The organism is Bacillus sp. SRB_8 (assembly GCF_003264205.1).
In the GTDB taxonomy this organism is placed as follows: domain Bacteria; phylum Bacillota; class Bacilli; order Bacillales; family Bacillaceae_G; genus Bacillus_A; species Bacillus_A mycoides.
Map to the genome: position 1 here is coordinate 17,977 of NZ_NADT01000049.1, position 17,104 is coordinate 35,080.

Annotated in this window: 19 protein-coding genes; all 19 read right to left on the minus strand. The window is 35.6% G+C overall.

Annotation, left to right across the window (positions count from 1 at the left end; translation table 11 throughout):
• Positions 1 to 140 precede the first annotated feature (140 nt).
• Entirely contained in the window at positions 141 to 626 is a 486-nt protein-coding gene (locus tag B5P40_RS28250; RefSeq protein WP_002009683.1) for a S1 domain-containing RNA-binding protein, read from the minus strand.
• 87 nt (positions 627 to 713) lie between these two features.
• The gene (gene divIC, locus B5P40_RS28255) at positions 714 to 1,073 is read right to left on the minus strand and encodes a cell division protein DivIC (RefSeq protein WP_002091572.1); all 360 of its coding nucleotides are present in this window, start codon (positions 1,071 to 1,073) and stop codon (positions 714 to 716) included.
• Positions 1,070 to 1,723: a spore cortex biosynthesis protein YabQ gene (yabQ, locus tag B5P40_RS28260; protein WP_002091573.1), complete on the minus strand. Its 654-nt coding sequence runs from the start codon at positions 1,721 to 1,723 to the stop codon at positions 1,070 to 1,072. Before yabQ ends, divIC begins: the two co-directional genes overlap by 4 nt.
• A complete protein-coding gene (gene yabP, locus B5P40_RS28265) occupies positions 1,720 to 2,007 on the minus strand; it encodes a sporulation protein YabP (protein WP_003186823.1) in 288 nt (95 codons plus the stop codon). Before yabP ends, yabQ begins: the two co-directional genes overlap by 4 nt.
• 79 nt (positions 2,008 to 2,086) lie before the next feature.
• Positions 2,087 to 2,362, minus strand: coding sequence for an RNA-binding S4 domain-containing protein (locus tag B5P40_RS28270; protein WP_002009677.1), 276 nt, complete (start codon positions 2,360 to 2,362; stop codon positions 2,087 to 2,089).
• Positions 2,363 to 2,376: 14 nt separating this feature from the next.
• Positions 2,377 to 3,837, minus strand: coding sequence for a bifunctional methyltransferase/pyrophosphohydrolase YabN (yabN, locus tag B5P40_RS28275; protein ID WP_113710292.1), 1,461 nt, complete (start codon positions 3,835 to 3,837; stop codon positions 2,377 to 2,379).
• 12 nt (positions 3,838 to 3,849) lie between these two features.
• The gene (locus tag B5P40_RS28280) at positions 3,850 to 5,451 is read right to left on the minus strand and encodes a putative polysaccharide biosynthesis protein (protein WP_016127590.1); all 1,602 of its coding nucleotides are present in this window, start codon (positions 5,449 to 5,451) and stop codon (positions 3,850 to 3,852) included.
• Positions 5,452 to 5,683: 232 nt separating this feature from the next.
• Entirely contained in the window at positions 5,684 to 6,220 is a 537-nt protein-coding gene (gene spoVT / locus B5P40_RS28285; protein ID WP_002009670.1) for a stage V sporulation protein T, read from the minus strand.
• A 135-nt stretch (positions 6,221 to 6,355) separates the two neighbouring features.
• The gene (gene mfd, locus B5P40_RS28290) at positions 6,356 to 9,886 is read right to left on the minus strand and encodes a transcription-repair coupling factor (protein WP_002130216.1); all 3,531 of its coding nucleotides are present in this window, start codon (positions 9,884 to 9,886) and stop codon (positions 6,356 to 6,358) included.
• Between the two features lie 105 nt (positions 9,887 to 9,991).
• Positions 9,992 to 10,216: an anti-sigma-F factor Fin family protein gene (locus tag B5P40_RS28295; RefSeq protein ID WP_002091576.1), complete on the minus strand. Its 225-nt coding sequence runs from the start codon at positions 10,214 to 10,216 to the stop codon at positions 9,992 to 9,994.
• Between the two features lie 70 nt (positions 10,217 to 10,286).
• Positions 10,287 to 10,847, minus strand: a complete 561-nt coding sequence (gene pth, locus B5P40_RS28300; RefSeq protein WP_087943057.1) for an aminoacyl-tRNA hydrolase — start codon at positions 10,845 to 10,847, stop codon at positions 10,287 to 10,289.
• Between the two features lie 72 nt (positions 10,848 to 10,919).
• Positions 10,920 to 11,873 (minus strand): ribose-phosphate diphosphokinase, encoded by a 954-nt coding sequence (locus B5P40_RS28305; protein WP_002091580.1) that lies wholly within the window; start codon positions 11,871 to 11,873, stop codon positions 10,920 to 10,922.
• Positions 11,874 to 11,891: 18 nt separating this feature from the next.
• Positions 11,892 to 13,271: a bifunctional UDP-N-acetylglucosamine diphosphorylase/glucosamine-1-phosphate N-acetyltransferase GlmU gene (gene glmU / locus B5P40_RS28310; RefSeq protein ID WP_002091584.1), complete on the minus strand. Its 1,380-nt coding sequence runs from the start codon at positions 13,269 to 13,271 to the stop codon at positions 11,892 to 11,894.
• A 325-nt stretch (positions 13,272 to 13,596) separates the two neighbouring features.
• On the minus strand, positions 13,597 to 13,890 hold the full coding sequence (gene spoVG / locus B5P40_RS28315) for a septation regulator SpoVG (protein ID WP_000454042.1): 294 nt from the start codon (positions 13,888 to 13,890) through the stop codon (positions 13,597 to 13,599).
• Positions 13,891 to 14,042: 152 nt separating this feature from the next.
• Positions 14,043 to 14,417 (minus strand): RidA family protein, encoded by a 375-nt coding sequence (locus tag B5P40_RS28320; RefSeq protein WP_113710293.1) that lies wholly within the window; start codon positions 14,415 to 14,417, stop codon positions 14,043 to 14,045.
• Between the two features lie 123 nt (positions 14,418 to 14,540).
• Positions 14,541 to 15,389: a pur operon repressor gene (gene purR, locus B5P40_RS28325; protein ID WP_002091587.1), complete on the minus strand. Its 849-nt coding sequence runs from the start codon at positions 15,387 to 15,389 to the stop codon at positions 14,541 to 14,543.
• 54 nt (positions 15,390 to 15,443) lie between these two features.
• Entirely contained in the window at positions 15,444 to 16,313 is an 870-nt protein-coding gene (ispE, locus tag B5P40_RS28330; RefSeq protein ID WP_113710294.1) for a 4-(cytidine 5'-diphospho)-2-C-methyl-D-erythritol kinase, read from the minus strand.
• A gap of 196 nt (positions 16,314 to 16,509) precedes the next feature.
• Positions 16,510 to 16,689 (minus strand): acid-soluble spore protein SspF, encoded by a 180-nt coding sequence (gene sspF / locus B5P40_RS28335; RefSeq protein WP_002094215.1) that lies wholly within the window; start codon positions 16,687 to 16,689, stop codon positions 16,510 to 16,512.
• A gap of 91 nt (positions 16,690 to 16,780) precedes the next feature.
• Positions 16,781 to 17,044, minus strand: a complete 264-nt coding sequence (gene veg / locus B5P40_RS28340) for a biofilm formation stimulator Veg (protein WP_002009653.1) — start codon at positions 17,042 to 17,044, stop codon at positions 16,781 to 16,783.
• Positions 17,045 to 17,104 lie beyond the last annotated feature (60 nt).

Consider the following 17,104-nt stretch of genomic DNA (forward strand, 5'->3'; position numbering starts at 1 on the left):
ACAATTAGTATATTACATCAGATATATTTTAAAGTCAATACATCTCAAAAACTTTTTTAAAAATATATTCTCTCACATAAAAAAGTACCCGAGTAATTACTCTGGGTACCTCTCTATATGTTAAGAATTAAACGGACTTATTATCCGCGACGTGCGCCACGGCCACCACGTTTAGATTCTGTGTTACGCTTTAAAGAAGTTAAACGATCTTCACTATCTTTTAAAAAGCGTGCCATCTTTTGCTCAAATGTTTCTTTTGGAGCTCGTTCGTTACCGCCACCGCGGTTATCTCTGTTGGAAGAACGATTATTACGTTGTGGACGTCCAGAACGTTGTTGATCACCACCACGTTGGTATTCACCGCGTGGACGATCTCCTTCTGTTTTTTCACGTTCTTTCGCTTTCTTAATAGATAGGCCAATTTTGCCATCTTTTTCAACATTGATAACTTTTACTTCTACTTGGTCGCCTACTTTTAAGTGATCGTTAATATCTTTCACATAATTATCAGCAACTTCACTAATATGAACAAGACCTGTTAAGCCTTCTGGCAGCTCCACAAAAGCCCCAAAATTTGTAATACCTGTTACTTTACCCTGTAACTTGCTGCCTACCTCGATTGACATAAAAAAAATGCTCCTCCTTAGTGGTTAAAAAGTCAAATTTTACTTTATTATATATAATCCTAAAATACAGTGTCAATAAGACATACTCTACTTAGAAACAGGAAAAATTATCTCCCCTTTTCCGGAGAAGAAATAATCCCTTCTAGCAATCTTTAAAACGTACTCTTCATCATTCAACTTTTGAACTTCATCTTTTAGATTCTTTTCTTTTTTCGTTAATGAATCCAGTTCTTTTTTCATGTCCTTAACTTTTGCTTCTTTTGCTTTAATGGAACTGTTTTGTTGATAAAACGTCACACTAATACTAGCAATAATTGTAAAAGCAAAGACAAGAAAAACCGCTAAACGGCGATAAAGTCGCTTCCTGTTCTCATCCGTTTGTATTATATGTTCTTTAACAGGATTTGGACTCTGTTTGTCGATTGTTCTTTGTCTCAGTTCCCTCATTTCCGAGGTCCCCCTAACTTCTTTTTTATACGCACCCATAATTGGAAGATATGTCCCTTCAATTTTGCTACATATTGCAGGAACCCTACATGCTTCATTATAAAAAGTTTAACACGATTAGGGAGAAGTTTCCATATGAGCGAAGCAATAAACCGAACAGGCGAGAAAAAAACTTTCCATATGAAAAGTAATATCCAAATCACCATTTTCCATAACACATGTCCAATTGAAAGCAGTATACGAAATAAGAATAATATAAATGCAATAAATAGCTGTGCTATAATAATAACAGGTTTTATCATGAGTAGCTGTATAATTCGAACAAAAAATTGTGTTGTTTGTACAAAAATATAGATGAGAAAATTTAACATCTTCATGTATAGTGCTTTCAATAAGCTTTGATATGCTGCAAAACCACATAGTAACGCCAAAAATACATATATACGTAGTTCGGCTTCATTTACACGCAGTAATACATAAAAAACGAATAATGCTTGGACAATCCAAAATAGTATATCATGTATAAATACAAGCCAACGTTTACGCTCTTGGCGCTTTAAAAACCGTTGGTATGTATCTAAAGAAGCACCAATCCAAGCACCCATTCCAATCATCGAAAGCATTGTATACAACTGAATTGTTAGGCTCATTTAAACAGCTTACTAAAGAAGCCTTTAGTTTTCTCCCCTTGGTTCTCATCAATATACAGCATTTCATGAACTTTCCCTTTAATTGATACAATACCCTTTTCTACATCTAAATTCTTCATTTGCAAATTTTGACCACGAATTGTTAAAAAACCCATTACAGTCTCGAGTAAAAACTCTTCGCTATCAAAACTCTCTACCTGCTTTACACCGGTAATATCAATTACACGCCTGCCACGCATAATAATATCATGCTCTACCGAAACATTTTGTTGATTAGAAGACATAGGTGAGTAACCATTATTCACGAAAATCCCCCCATAGCTTTATACTAGCTAATAGTAATGTATGAAGGGCTAACCTATTTTAGAACAAGCCTTCTTCCGCTTTCACCTTTTCCTCACGAACGAGACTATACATGTTTGCTGCATCTTCTTTTTTAGTTGTTTCTTTCAATTCATTTACTTTCACAGTTACTATTTTTTGCCCGAAACGAATTGTTAATTCATCCTCTACCTTCACATCTGAACTCGCTTTTGCCACTTGGCCATTAATCGAAATTCTTCCTTGGTCAGACACTTCTTTTGCTAATGTTCTTCTTTTAATTAAACGTGATACTTTCAAAAATTTATCTAGACGCATATCAAATCCCCCTATTAACGCTCTGTTTGTTTTGCCTCTTCCCATAAAATATCTAACTGTTCTAATGATAAATCTTGCATTTCCTTATTCATTTCAGCTACTTTTGCTTCCATGTATAAAAAGCGATCCATAAATTTCTCATTAGTTGAACGTAACGCTTCTTCTGGATCTAATTTATAATGACGAGCTATATTCACAAATGCAAATAGTAAATCACCAAATTCACCTAGCATCTTTTTCTCATCCATGTTTACAACTTCTTGTTGGAATTCTTGCCATTCTTCTAAGGCCTTCTCTATCATCGGCTGCACATCAACCCAATCAAATCCAACCTTTCCAGCTTTCTTCTGAATTTCATAAGCACGCATTAGTTGTGGCAAGCTTTTTGGAATACCCGCTAAAACAGATTCTTTCACGAATCCCTTTTCTTGTTTTTTAATTTCTTCCCAATTTGCAATCACTTCATCAGCATTATTTACATCCGTATCCCCAAACACATGCGGATGACGACGAACCATTTTCTCAGCTAAAGTCCGAATAATATCATCTATAGAGAACCAACCTTCATCCTCTCCAATTTGGGCATGAAGCATAACTTGTAATAATATATCACCTAGTTCTTCTACTAAATGATCATCATCCTCTTCATCAATTGCTTCTAGCACTTCATACGCTTCTTCAATTAAGTATTTCTTTAAAGATTGATGAGTTTGCTTTTTATCCCATGGGCAACCATTCGGTCCACGAAGATCAGCAATAATTGCTCTAAGCACATCAAACTGCTGATATAAGGACGCACGTTCCTTAACTGGCGGTACATACACACTCGTTAAATTATTTAATTCTGTTTCGTGATCTAACATGTATAACGATACCTTTTTCACTTGCTCGAATGAAGTCCCTGCAGCTGTTACGATATACACTTCGTAATCATCTGGAAAAATCTCCATTAACGTTAGCTTCACATCTGAAGCAACGAATGCATCATACACTTGGCAAAAGATTAAATGTTGACGTAATTCTAATTGTCCTCTTTCAAATGATGTAGCATCAATTAATTGGAACCCTTCAATCGGATCAATTTTTAGACTTGCAAACATCGGATCAAGGAAACTTTGTCCACCTTCAATTCGCACTTCAATATTTGCTGCTTCTCCTTTTTCCAAAAGTAGCTGAACTGTTCTTTCTGCTACAAGCGGATGACCTGGAACAGCATAAATAATTTCTGCGCCTTTAGCTTGTTCTAGCAATGTATTCGCAATTGTTTCATATACGATTTCAAATGTATCATGTGCCTCATATACATTATCAAAGGCCGTATACTTTATAGCTTCTTTCTCCAATTCTTCTATAACTGGGTGCTCCTTCGTTCTAACAAACATATGGTCTGCTTCTTTTATCTTTCGATATACACCCATTGTTAACTGATCTAACTCACCAGCACCTAATCCTAAAATAGTAATGATTCCACTCACAACCAGTCACCTCTATCCACTCTTCTTCAATGAACCTTCTTTTTTCTCTTGTTTCATAACGGTTCCTAATTCTTCTTTTGTAAATACACGTAATTTTAAAATTAAAAACATATATGCTAATCCACCGATAGCTACACCTAACAGCGCTTCAAGCGTCGCAATTCCTCTATGTCCTGTATCAATTACTAATCCGGACATTCGTAACATACGCATAAAGATTATTAATACAAACCCCATACCGATACCACTAATAGCTACACCTAACATATTCCGCCTATCAATAAGCGACTCCGATACAGCTCGCATAAGTAACACACTATTTAGCAAGGCAATTACAATAAGCGCAACTAAAGTTGCAATTGCAGCTCCCTTTACACCAAAATACGGCATTAATATATAGTTTAAAACTAACTTCAAACAACCTCCAAATACAACGAATATTGCTGGTTTTAATGTTTGTCCCACTCCTTGCAAAATGGAAGCAGTTGTAATTGACAATGAACTAAATAAAATAGATAAAGATAAAATCGATAACACATCTGATCCATCACTATTTTCAAACAACATAATATTTGTAGGTTGAATAATACAAGTTAATCCAATAGCAGCTGCAGATCCAATAACAAATGTTATTTTCATTGCTAACTTTACCTTTTCTTGAATAAATGAAAGATCTCCTCTTTCTTTCGCCGCTGTAATAATAGGAATAAGTGACAATGAGAAAGAAGTTGTCACAACAGTACCTAATTGCATAAGCGGGATACTTCTATCATAAACACCTTTTAGTACCTTTGCATTTTCAACTTGCTCTCCCGCACGAATAAGCAAAGTATACAAGGAAATAGAATCCGCCATTTGTATAAAAATAAGGACTAAATTACTAACACAAATCGCTAATCCCTGCCAAAAAAGGATTCGAACAATCCCTTTTTTATTTCTAATTCCCTTCCATCTTTTGAAGAAAATAGCATGGAAATCATGACGCATATAAAGTAAAAGTACGATAATCCCAATAAGCCCGCCTGCAATTGAACCTAGCATGGCACCCGCACCAACTGTATATAAATCAAATCCATGAGCAATAAGGAATAGTGATAAAAATACAATAATAGAAACACGAATCGTTTGTTCAATTACTTGCGAAACAGCCGTCGGCATCATATTATTGAAACCTTGAAAATATCCTCTCGCTACAGATAAAAATGGCATTAGTAGGAATGAAAACGAAATAACACGTAATAATTTATCTAAATGTATATCGCCCATAGCCGATGCAATTGTTTCGGCCCCAAAGAATAATGTGAAAAACCCTATAAATCCAATTCCTAATAAAAACCAAAAAGATACACAAATAATTTCTTCTGCTTCTTTTTGTTTTCCTCGTTCTAATCTTTCTGCGACCATTTTTGAAATAATAATGGGAAACCCATAAGTAGCTAAAATCAAACAAAATCCATAAAACGGATAAATTTGTTGGTAAATATAAAAACCAACATCACCCGCTATATTTTGATATGGAATACGGTAAAAAGCGCTTAATACCTTCGTAACAAAACTTGCGATTGTTAATATAATAGCCCCACGCCAAAAGGCTTGGTACTTCTTCGCTTCCATACAAGAAAACTCCTTTTTCTATTCTCACCCCTCGTATTATATCACAAAGAAAAAACTGGCTCTCCTTCATATTCCTTACATTCACTGACTTCTTTCAACAGCAAAAATATTCAATGAAAAAAGGTAGCAAAGCGCTACCTTCGTTCAATATACTTATATCTCCAAGTAGTTAATTTCTCAAATAGAAATATCATAATTAGGAAAGATTGCTACTTATAGAAATTACACTTCGCTACTGCTCCATTTGTTTCGCTAAAAAGCTTGCAGCTGTATTTACTGATTTATGCTCTACTTCACTTATAATAGCCTCTTTAGAGAAGATAACGACAGCTCCGATTGGATCTCCATTTGCAATAATCGAGCCAATTGTATAAGAGCTCACTTTTTCTGTTACTCCATCAATAATTGAAATTTCGCTTTCATCTGTCATAATTACAGACTTACGCTCTTCCATTGTCTTCTCAATTAAATCGCCAACACTTTTATTTAAGTATTCTTTTTTAGATGCGCCTGCTACTGCGATAATAGAATCACGATCGCATACAAGCACATTATGTCCTAAGCTATCGTATAAAGCTTCCGTATATTCCTTTGCAAAATTACCTAGTTCACTAATTGGAGAATATTTTTTCAAAATCACTTCTCCATCGCGATCAACAAATATTTCTAGTGGATCTCCCTCACGAATACGTAAAGTTCTACGAATTTCCTTCGGAATTACTACCCTGCCTAAATCATCAATTCGACGTACGATTCCAGTTGCTTTCATTCTAATGCTGCCTCACTTTCTACTGATGATCAAAGTGGTGAATTTACCTGTTCATGTAAAAATCACCAACTATTAAACATAGTATTTTACACATTAGTTCTTCTATGCACGTCGAATTGTATTTTTTATCTTATATTAGGCATTTATTACTTCTTTTTTTACATCTGGCAAGCCTTTTAATAAATTTTCAGCAATTGTTAACCATTTCGACGTCTCTAATCCATTCGTTTTCATCACAATTTTCAATTGTGACCCCTCCATACCAAGACCGATCATACGGCCAAAACTACTTCCTAGCATGAATAATTTTCCACCATCTATATTTTGGCTCGCTTGTTCAGAAAACAGGAATGTTACTTCAAATTTATTTTGCTTAATTAACTCAATTTTTTCTTTCATCGCCAACACTTTAATGTTTGCAATTTGTAATAAATAACCAACTTCTTGTGGATAATCACCAAATCTGTCGATCATCTCTTCCTGCAACTCTTCAATATCTTCAATTGCAGAAATACCTCTAAATTGTTTATACATCATAATTTTTTGTTTACTATCTGAAATGTACGCATCCGGTAAATACGCATCTACTTCTAAATCAATTTCAACATTAACGGTATTTTCAACTCCGTCTGTTCCTCTACGTTGCTCAATTGCATCTTTTAACATTTGAGAATATAGATCAAATCCGACAGAATCAATAAATCCATGTTGTTCTGCCCCTAACAAATTACCCGCACCACGAATTGATAAGTCTCTCATCGCAATTTTGAAACCAGATCCAAGCTCTGTAAACTCTTTAATTGCTTGCAGACGCCTCTCTGCAACTTCCGATAACACTTTATCACGTTTGTATGCAAAGTATGCATACGCGACGCGATTAGAACGCCCAACACGACCACGAAGCTGATACAACTGCGATAATCCCATACGATCTGCATCAAATACAATTAATGTATTTACATTCGGAATATCTACACCCGTCTCAATAATTGTTGTACTTACAAGAACATCATGCTGCCCTTCTAAAAACGATAGCATAACAGACTCTAATTCACCTTCATTCATTTTCCCATGTGCGTATGTTACACGAGCATCTGGAACTAACATCGAAATTTCATCTGCTTTTCTTTCAATATCCTCCACACGGTTATATAGGAAGTAAATTTGACCGCCTCTTGCTAACTCTCGCTCTATCGCTTCTCGCATTAACGCTGGATTATACTCTACTACATATGTTTGTACTGGGAAACGATTCTCTGGTGGTGTCTCAATAACAGATAAATCGCGCACACCAAGCATAGACATATGAAGTGTACGTGGAATCGGAGTTGCCGTTAATGTTAACACGTCAACATTTGCTTTCAATTGTTTAATTTTTTCTTTATGTGTAACGCCGAATCTTTGTTCTTCATCAATAATAAGAAGTCCTAAATCTTTATAAGTAACATCTTTAGATAAAATACGATGCGTTCCGATTACAATATCCACCGTTCCATCTTTTAAACCTTTAATCGTTTCATTTTGTTGTTTTCGTGTGCGGAATCTACTTAGTAACCCTATATTAATCGGGTAATCTTGAAAACGCTCTCGAATTGTTTCATAGTGTTGTTGTGCAAGGATTGTTGTTGGTACTAAAATCGCAACTTGTTTTTCATCCATAATTGCTTTAAATGCCGCACGAATAGCTACTTCCGTCTTTCCATATCCTACGTCACCACAAAGAAGCCTATCCATCGGACGTCCGCGTTCCATATCTTTCTTAATCTCTTCAATAGAACGTAATTGATCCTCTGTCTCTTGATATGGGAATAAAGATTCAAACTCTTGTTGCTCTGCCGTATCTGGTGTATATGCATAACCTTTCGAAGCTTCACGCTCGGCATATAATTTAATTAGGTCATCTGCAATGTCTTGTACAGATTTTTCAACTTTCGTTTTGACCTTCTTCCAATCATTTCCGCCTAATTTATAAACTTTTGGTTCCTTACCTTCAGACCCTACGTATTTTTGCACTTGATCAATTTGTTCAATTGGAACGTATAACTTATCATTACCTTGATATTTAATATTTAAATAATCTTTATGAACACCATTAATCTCTAATGTCTCAATACCTAAAAATTTACCTATACCATGATTTACATGAACTACATGGTCTCCAACTTTTAATTCCGAATAACTTTTAATACGTTCAGCGTTAGATAACTTTTGCTTACGTTGTGATTTTTTAACCTTCTTATGAAAAAGCTCCTTTTCAGTAATGACAACAAACTTTTGCATCGGCATTTCAAAGCCTGCATGTAAATCACCTACAGCAATTTGTAACCTTCCAGGCAATAAGATATCTGTCGCCTCTACAATGTCTGCATCAATATCATAATCACTTAAAATATGTTGTAGTTTTTTTACACGTTCATCATCTGTTCCAAGCACAACGGTCGTAAAATTACCTTCATTCCATCTATCAATTTCAGTTTTTAACAAATGCATCTGTCCGTGGAAATCTTGCATCGTTTTACATGTCACATTTACAATATTTTGAGGATGTGTGTGTGCTATATGGCGTAAGAATAACGTTAAATATACAAAACTTCTTTTTTTATTATGAAGAAACTCCTCAAACGAGTGGGAGAAAGATAAATCCTGAATAATTGTTCCTTCGCCAAGAAGTGAGATATACCATTCCGCTTCTTCTGTTTCAAGATGTGATGCTGTTTCTTGAATACGGGAAATCTCATCTAAAATTACAACACCATTTTCTGGTAAATAATCTATCAGACTAGCAGGTTCTTTATAGAAAATAGATAAATATTTAAACATTTGTTCTATACTCTGCCCGTTTTTCAACATTTCAATTTCATGACTAACCGTCTCAAGCACAGTAGTCTTTAATTTATCATCGGAAAGCTTTTGCATCGTCTTAGTCAAACCTTCTTCAAGATGCTTAATTCCCGATTTCAATTCTTCCTGTGAAAATAAAAACTCTGTTGCTGGACCGAACTTAACACTTTCCTTTTTATCTTGAGAACGCTGTTCATCCACATCAAACAATCGAATAGAATCGACTTCTGTATCGAAGAATTCAATACGAAACGGTAATTCTTCCGTTAATGGGTAAATATCTAATATTCCCCCGCGTAAACTGAACTCTCCTGGAGCTTCTACCATTGACTTACGCTCGTAGCCAATATGATGTAAAGTATGCAAGAGTGCATCTAAATCAATCTCTTGCCCTAGATTGATTTCAATTTGCCTTTGCTTCCATAATTCTTTTATTGGTAAAAACCTACGCAGCCCTGCAACTGGCGCTACAATAATCCCATTCTCTCCTGCAGCTAAGCGATTTAACACTTCAATACGCTGTGCCTTCAATTCTGGACTTGCAACACCAACCTCCGATGCTATCAATTCATTTACCGGATATAGCCAAACATCTTTTTCACCAAGTAACGCCACTAAATCTTCATGTACTTTTTGTGCTTGGTATAAATTGTGCGTCACGATAAGTTGTGATTGCTTTGTCTTTTTATATAAAGCTGCCATTAATAATGAACGAGAGGATGTTGCCATACCCGATACAAGTTGTTCTTTCAACCCATCTTCTAGCCCATTAATAACCGATTGTATTTCTTCATTTTTATAAAATTGCTCTAATAAACCTATCATTTTCAAAACTCCTCTCAACATAAAGAGCAAGTTACTATATTTTATGCAAATATTTTGGAAAAAGAAAACAGAAAAATGCTTTGGACACGCCAAAGCGACAACATTTTATTGCAGAAATTTTTCATATTCATAATACTCAGGATAAGATGCGAGCGTTTCTTGACACGATTCACAAATCGTTTTTATATATATATTTCCATTCTCATGAAAATGAATCATATCCACTACTTCTTGCTCTGTTAGTTGAAACAAAACGTCGCTATATACTTTTTCTGCGATAATGGAGCCCACATTACTTCCACAATGTCTACAGTAATAATAACCTTCCATACTAGCCTCCTAAATATCCAATTGCTACTAGTATGGGATAAAACAAAATAAAATATTCCAGATTGTGCGCTTAACTATTAAAAGTATTCATGATTTGGAGAAAAGGTTTATTTAACCATTCCTCACATGCATCTGCTGCATTTTCAATGGATTGATTAACGCCAGATATTTCTTCAGATGTAAAACGTCCTAATACGTAATCCACTACTTTTATCCCATTTTTCGGACGATCGATTCCCATGCGGATACGTTGAAATTCTTGTGTTCCTAAATGTGAAATTGTTGATTTCACACCATTATGTCCACCCGCACTACCTTTCATGCGAAGGCGTAATTTACCTACAGGAATATCTAAATCATCGTACATAACAATGAAGTCCTCGACATCAATTTTATAATAATCCATGAGTGGACGGATACTTTCCCCAGATAAATTCATATATGTAAGTGGCTTTAGTAAGATTACTTTTTCCCCATTAACAAAACCTGCGCCAAATACCCCTTTAAACTTTTGTTCATTCAAAGAAATACTCCAACGTTTTGCAAGTTCATCGATTGCCATAAATCCAATATTATGCCTTGTTAATTCATATTCTCTACCTGGGTTCCCAAGTCCTACTATTAATTTCATTCTTGTACCACTACTTTCTTTTTTCGATACGAAAAGACGTAACCAAGCTTGGTTACGTCTCATTCTATCCAATTAATTGAATAATACACTTACAGATTCTTCTTCGTATACACGAATGATTGCTTCTCCGATTAATGGAGCAACTGAAAGTTCATGTACTTTATCAATTTTCTTCTCTTCTGGTAATACGATAGAGTTCGTTACAACTAACTCTTTAATATTCGAATTTTGAATACGCTCAATTGCTGGACCAGATAATACTGGGTGTGTACAGCAAGCATATACTTCAGAAGCACCGTTCTCAACAAGAGCGTTTGCTGCTAATGTAATTGTACCAGCTGTATCAATGATGTCATCAATTAAAATTGCTGTTTTGCCTTCGATGTTACCGATAATGTTCATTACCTCTGATACATTCGGACGAGGACGACGCTTATCAATAATAGCGATTGGCGCTTTTAGGCGATCCGCCATTTTTCTAGCACGCGTTACACCACCGTGATCAGGAGATACGATTACGATATCTTTAAGGCCTTTTGCTTCAAAGTAGTCTGAAAGAATCGGTACACCCATTAAGTGGTCGATCGGGATATCAAAGAATCCTTGAATTTGCGGAGCATGTAAATCTAGAGTGATTACACGAGTTGCACCTGCTGTTTCAAGCAAGTTTGCTACAAGTTTCGATGTAATTGGTTCACGAGAACGCGCTTTACGGTCTTGACGCGCATAACCATAGTAAGGAATAACAATATTAATTGTTTTTGCAGATGCACGTTTTAATGCATCAATCATAATAAGTAATTCCATGATATGTTCGTTTACTGGGAAGCTTGTAGATTGAATAATGAATACATCGCAACCACGGATACTTTCTTCAATGTTAATTTGAACTTCTCCATCACTAAAACGATCAACAGAACATTTTCCTAGTCCTACTCCAATATGCTTTGCGATTTGCTCAGCAAGTTCCTTATTAGAGTTTAAAGAGAATACTTTCAAATTAGAATTTAGATATTGAGTCGACATCTAGATTAACCCTCCACATTATGATTTTTTCTTATTCAGCAATTGATCAACATAGTCTTCTTTGTTAACTTGACGTGCACGTGCTACTGATAATGCTTTTGATGGAACATTCTCTGTTATTGTAGAGCCTGCTGCCACATAAGCACCATCTTCAACTGTTACAGGAGCAACAAGGTTTGAATTACATCCAATAAATACCCCGTTACCAATTACAGTTTTAAATTTATTCTTGCCGTCGTAGTTCACCGTAATTGAACCACAACCAAGATTCACGTCTTCTCCAACTTGTGCATCCCCGATATAACTTAAGTGTGAAGCTTTACTTCTATTACCAAAAACAGTTTTTTTGATTTCTACGAAGTTTCCAACGCGCACTTCATCTCCAATAACTGAATCTGGGCGAATATGTGCAAATGGACCAACTGATACTTCTGTACCAAGTTTGCTGTCATGTACAGTAGATTGACGAATTACCGTACGATCTCCAATTTCACTATCGCGAATTACTGTATGCGGTCCAATTTCACAATCAGAACCAATTACAGTGTTCCCCTCAATAACCGTTCCTGGGTGAAGAACTGTATCACTACCAATAATTGCATCCGCAGAAATGTATGTGTTACTTGGATCAATAATTGTAACACCATTTACCATGTTCTTTCTGTTGATACGATTTTTCATAATAATTTCCGCTTGCGATAGAGCGACTCTGTCGTTAACACCTAACGTTTCATCGAAGTGCTCTGTTTGATAAGCTGATACAATATGACCTTCATTTTTTAAAATTTCAATAACGTCCGGAAGGTAATATTCGCCCTGTACATTATCATTTGAAACTTTAGAAAGTGAAGCAAATAAAGCTTTATTATCAAAACAATACGTACCTGTATTGATTTCTTTAATAGCTAATTCTTTTTCATTTGCATCCTTATGCTCAACAATCTTTTCAACATGACCATTCTCATTACGAACGATACGGCCATATCCAGCAGGCTCTTCTATGTACGCTGTTAGTACCGTCGCCATTGCTCCCGCTTCTTCGTGTTGCTGAAGCAATGCTTCCATCGTTTCAGCAGTTATTAGAGGTGTATCACCACAAATAACTAAAGTTGTTCCCTCTTCATTTGCAAGTACACTTGCAGCTTGATCGACAGCATGAGCTGTACCAAGTTGTTCTGCTTGTAATGCAAACTCACTTACGTTTCCTAGCTGTTCTTGTACCTTTTCAGCACCATGTCCAACGACTGTTACAAGTTTCTGCAATCCTAATTGAGATACTTCATTGACTACATGTTGTACCATTGGTTTTCCACATACAGGATGCAGCACTTTGTATAGCTTGGACTTCATACGTGTGCCTTTACCTGCAGCTAGAATCACTGCAAATCTGTTTGACATATAGACCCTCCATCGCAACCTATTTATCCATTAACGATATTATCCTAAATCATCATATATTTCAAGAAACACATTATAACTATTAAATTTTACCATAATTCTTATAAGATGTTTTACTCTTTAGTATCTTTTTTAAGGAATAAGCTATACTATTTTAAATGATTTTGAAAAAATTAGAAGTTTTTCATCTTTATTTTTTCAAAATATGAATTTTTATAATTAGAAACGTGTATTATTCAAAAAAAAAACAAACTCCTGTAAATGCTTACAGGAGTTTGCTACAAAATTATAAGACTTTCTTTCAAAAGCCCTTTTCATTCGAATTTTACGAAGCGCCTGCTTCTTCAAACTCAACCTCTTCTAACTCGCCTAAACGATGATACTCTGTTAAAACCGCATCTTGAATTTTAGAGCGTGTATTAGAATTAATTGGATGTGCAATGTCACGGAATTCTCCATCTGGAGTACGTTTACTTGGCATTGCTACAAATAATCCATTATTACCATCAATTACACGAATATCATGAACAACAAATTCATGGTCTAGAGTAATAGAGGCAATTGCTCTCATGCGGCCTTCTGTGTTTACGCGGCGTAATCTTACGTCAGTCACTTCCATCTTGTGTTCACCACCCTTTTCTAAATAAGCGATATATTTGTATAAATTCCACAAAATTTCTATTTTCCCTTTAATTTTTTAAAAATTTTTAAGATAAAAATTTTTATTGTAGTTGAATATAAGGATTAGTAGAGGTTATCGCTTACAAAGAGTTACTTAACTAGGGCAATTACTTCGATTTCAACAGAAACATCTTTCGGTAATTTTGCTACTTGTACACAAGAACGCGCTGGTTTATGAGTAGAGAAATAAGAACCGTATACTTCATTAACAGCATTAAAATCATCCATATCCTTCAAGAATACTGTTGTTTTTACCACTGTATCAAATGAAGCACCTGCTTCTGCTAATACCGCTTGTAAATTTTCAAATACTTGCTCTGTTTGTACTGTTACATCTCCTGTTACAAGTTCTCCACTTGCCGTTAACGGAATTTTTCCTGAACTATAGAACATATTATTTACAATAATCCCTTGTGAATATGGTCCGATTGCCTGTGGTGCTTTGCTTGTTTGAACAACTTTCATACTTTTCACCCTTTTATTATTTATTTTTACTCTTTAAAAATAGTGTACCAAAGGCAGTTTGTCCATCTATTTTGTAATTTATAAATAGGAATAAAAAAAGGTAAAGCTATCTGCTTTACCTTTTTACTCAGCCTCTACAAGCCCTTTATCAAATGGTGCAAGTGCATAATTCCCCTTTTCCACTTGAATCGCTTTTTCTTTCACATCAACTTCTGACAGACGAATTAATGATACAAAGTTATTAATAAGTCTTTCTTCAATATCCGTAGACTCTACTAATACGCCAATCCCAACAACATTAGCTTTAAACTCTTCTAGCATGCTCATCATACCTTGAATGGTTCCGCCAGCTTTCATAAAGTCATCAATAATTAAAACATTGGACCCTTCTGGAAGGCTACGCTTTGCTAAAGTCATCGTTTGGATTCGCTTAGAGGAACCTGATACATAGTTAATACTAACAGTGGGTCCTTCTGTTACCTTATTATCTTTTCTCGCAATTACTACCGGTACATCTAAGTAGTTCGCTACTGCATAAGCAAGCGGAATTCCTTTTGTCGCTACCGTCATAACCGCATCAATTGGTTGCCTAGCAAAAACAGAAGCAAATAAACGACCTGCGCCATTAATCTGGCGAGGATTACTTAAAAGATCCGTCATATATAAGTAACCGCCAGGCAAAATACGGTCTGGGTTTTCAAATAAGCTACAAAGCTCGTTAATAATCAGATTTGCCTCTTCTTCACTTATATAAGGAATATATTTCACTCCTCCTGCTGCTCCTGGTACCGTTTGCAATGTGCCGACACCTTGTTGTTCAAACGTTTGCTTAATAATAACTAAATCTTCACTAATGGAAGATTTAGCCGATTGATACCTTTCAGCAAAAAAAGTGAGAGAAACTAGCTGACGAGGATTTTGTAACAAGTAATACGTCAGATCGACCAATCTTGTACTTCGTCTAATTTTCATACTCTCACCTCAAATCACGAATATTCTAAACAAATCATAACGTATTATACGTCTTTATTCAAGCGTTTCTCGCTCTCCTAATAAACGCACTGCATATACTTGCTCGCAAAATCCTTTTAACCCGTTATATATGCGGTGCATTCGCGAATCATGGTGTACAAGACCAAATACAGTTGGGCCACTTCCACTCATTAATACGGCATCTGCTCCAAAGCGTTTCATCTGTGATTTAATACGTGCAACCTCGGGATGCATCGCAAACGTCACATCTTCTAAAACGTTACCAACAGTATCACAAATTCCTTTATAATCGCCATGGTTAATGACTTCAACCATTTTATCTACATTTGGATGAGTAACACGATTTAATTTTAAATTTCCGTACACGTCAGCAGTAGATACACCAATGTGGGGCTTTGCTAAAACAACCCAACAAGAAGGCGGAGTCTTTATATGTTCAATTTCTTCTCCTCTTCCAGTGGCAATAGCAGTTCCACCATATACACAGAACGATACATCTGATCCAATTTCTGCGCCAAGCTTTGCTAATTCATCGATTGTTAGCCCTAAATTCCATAACTTATTAAGGCCACGTAATGTCGCTGCTGCATCACTACTTCCACCTGCTAATCCAGCGGCTACTGGAATCGTTTTTTCAATAGTAATAGACACACCTTTTGTTACATTAAACTTCACTTTTAATAATTTCGCTGCTTGATAAGCTAAATTGCGTTGGTCGTCTGGGACATACCGATTATGGGACAAAATTTCAATACGGTCTTCTGCTAATTCCGTTAGCTCTAAACGATCTGCCAAGTCGATTGTTGTCATAATCATTTTCACTTCATGATATCCATCTTGTCTTTTTCCCAGTACATCTAACGACAGATTAATCTTTGCTGGTGCTTTCACTAGTAGCTTCAATCTATTCACCCACTCTATGTACTCAATCTTTTATCGTTTATTTTACCATAAATTTATAGTAAGACGATGACACTTCCCTAATTATATCGAAAAGCATTCAGAATGAAACTACTTATGTCAAATGATGGCACCTTTTAGCGTGCAAAAAGCCGAGGAATCTCTCCTCGGCTACCGTAGCATAGAAAGTATCTTACAACTACTGGTTTCGTTTCATTAATTGCTGTTCTGCAATTTCTATAGCACGTTTCACCATATTACCAGCATCTTTCGCACGAATTCCGCCCCATCCTTCTTTCTGAACAACATCATAAAATCCAAGCTCTTTTGCAAGCTCTTCTTTAAATTGATTTGACATGACTCCTCTTCGTCTACTCAATGCAGAGTCCCTCCTTATTTTGCTACGGTATAATTAGTATGCAAAATAATATAGCTTTTCATTTATGGGAATATATGTAACAAAAAATACATTAATTATAAAATACTTCATTTTGAGATTCATCGTAAAATGTTAGCTCTACTGTCTCTGTTAAAACATCTGCATAACTATAAGATACACGTTGCAATGCATCTTCTTGCTGGTCTAATTGTACAACAAACACAGAACGATACGTTTCTGCAAGTACACCTGATTGCTCCACAGTTTTTCTTCTCCCACTATTTGCCTTTAACATAAGTCGCTGTCCAAGATGGTGATCTAATTCGCTTTTAATTTCATCTAAACGTTTTGACATATACTTTGCTACACCTCGCTGTAATTTAGATTGAACACTTAAAACACGATATATCTATCC

Excerpts from the sequence above, each read along its gene's own strand:
- yabQ (WP_002091573.1), bottom strand. The coding sequence starts at position 1,723 with ATGAGCCTAACAATTCAGTTGTATACAATGCTTTCGATGATTGGAATG.
- veg (WP_002009653.1), bottom strand. The coding sequence starts at position 17,044 with ATGTCAAAACGTTTAGATGAAATTAAAAGCGAATTAGATCACCATCTT.
- yabP (WP_003186823.1), bottom strand. The coding sequence starts at position 2,007 with ATGTCTTCTAATCAACAAAATGTTTCGGTAGAGCATGATATTATTATG.
- B5P40_RS28280 (WP_016127590.1), bottom strand. The coding sequence starts at position 5,451 with ATGGAAGCGAAGAAGTACCAAGCCTTTTGGCGTGGGGCTATTATATTA.
- B5P40_RS28320 (WP_113710293.1), bottom strand. The coding sequence starts at position 14,417 with ATGAAAGTTGTTCAAACAAGCAAAGCACCACAGGCAATCGGACCATAT.
- pth (WP_087943057.1), bottom strand. The coding sequence starts at position 10,847 with ATGAAATTAATAGTAGGACTTGGGAACCCAGGTAGAGAATATGAATTA.
- B5P40_RS28270 (WP_002009677.1), bottom strand. The coding sequence starts at position 2,362 with ATGCGTCTAGATAAATTTTTGAAAGTATCACGTTTAATTAAAAGAAGA.
- spoVT (WP_002009670.1), bottom strand. The coding sequence starts at position 6,220 with ATGAAAGCAACTGGAATCGTACGTCGAATTGATGATTTAGGCAGGGTA.
- glmU (WP_002091584.1), bottom strand. The coding sequence starts at position 13,271 with ATGTCAAACAGATTTGCAGTGATTCTAGCTGCAGGTAAAGGCACACGT.
- B5P40_RS28295 (WP_002091576.1), bottom strand. The coding sequence starts at position 10,216 with ATGGAAGGTTATTATTACTGTAGACATTGTGGAAGTAATGTGGGCTCC.
- B5P40_RS28305 (WP_002091580.1), bottom strand. The coding sequence starts at position 11,873 with ATGTCGACTCAATATCTAAATTCTAATTTGAAAGTATTCTCTTTAAAC.
- purR (WP_002091587.1), bottom strand. The coding sequence starts at position 15,389 with ATGAAAATTAGACGAAGTACAAGATTGGTCGATCTGACGTATTACTTG.
- mfd (WP_002130216.1), bottom strand. The coding sequence starts at position 9,886 with ATGATAGGTTTATTAGAGCAATTTTATAAAAATGAAGAAATACAATCG.
- B5P40_RS28250 (WP_002009683.1), bottom strand. The coding sequence starts at position 626 with ATGTCAATCGAGGTAGGCAGCAAGTTACAGGGTAAAGTAACAGGTATT.
- spoVG (WP_000454042.1), bottom strand. The coding sequence starts at position 13,890 with ATGGAAGTGACTGACGTAAGATTACGCCGCGTAAACACAGAAGGCCGC.
- divIC (WP_002091572.1), bottom strand. The coding sequence starts at position 1,073 with ATGAGGGAACTGAGACAAAGAACAATCGACAAACAGAGTCCAAATCCT.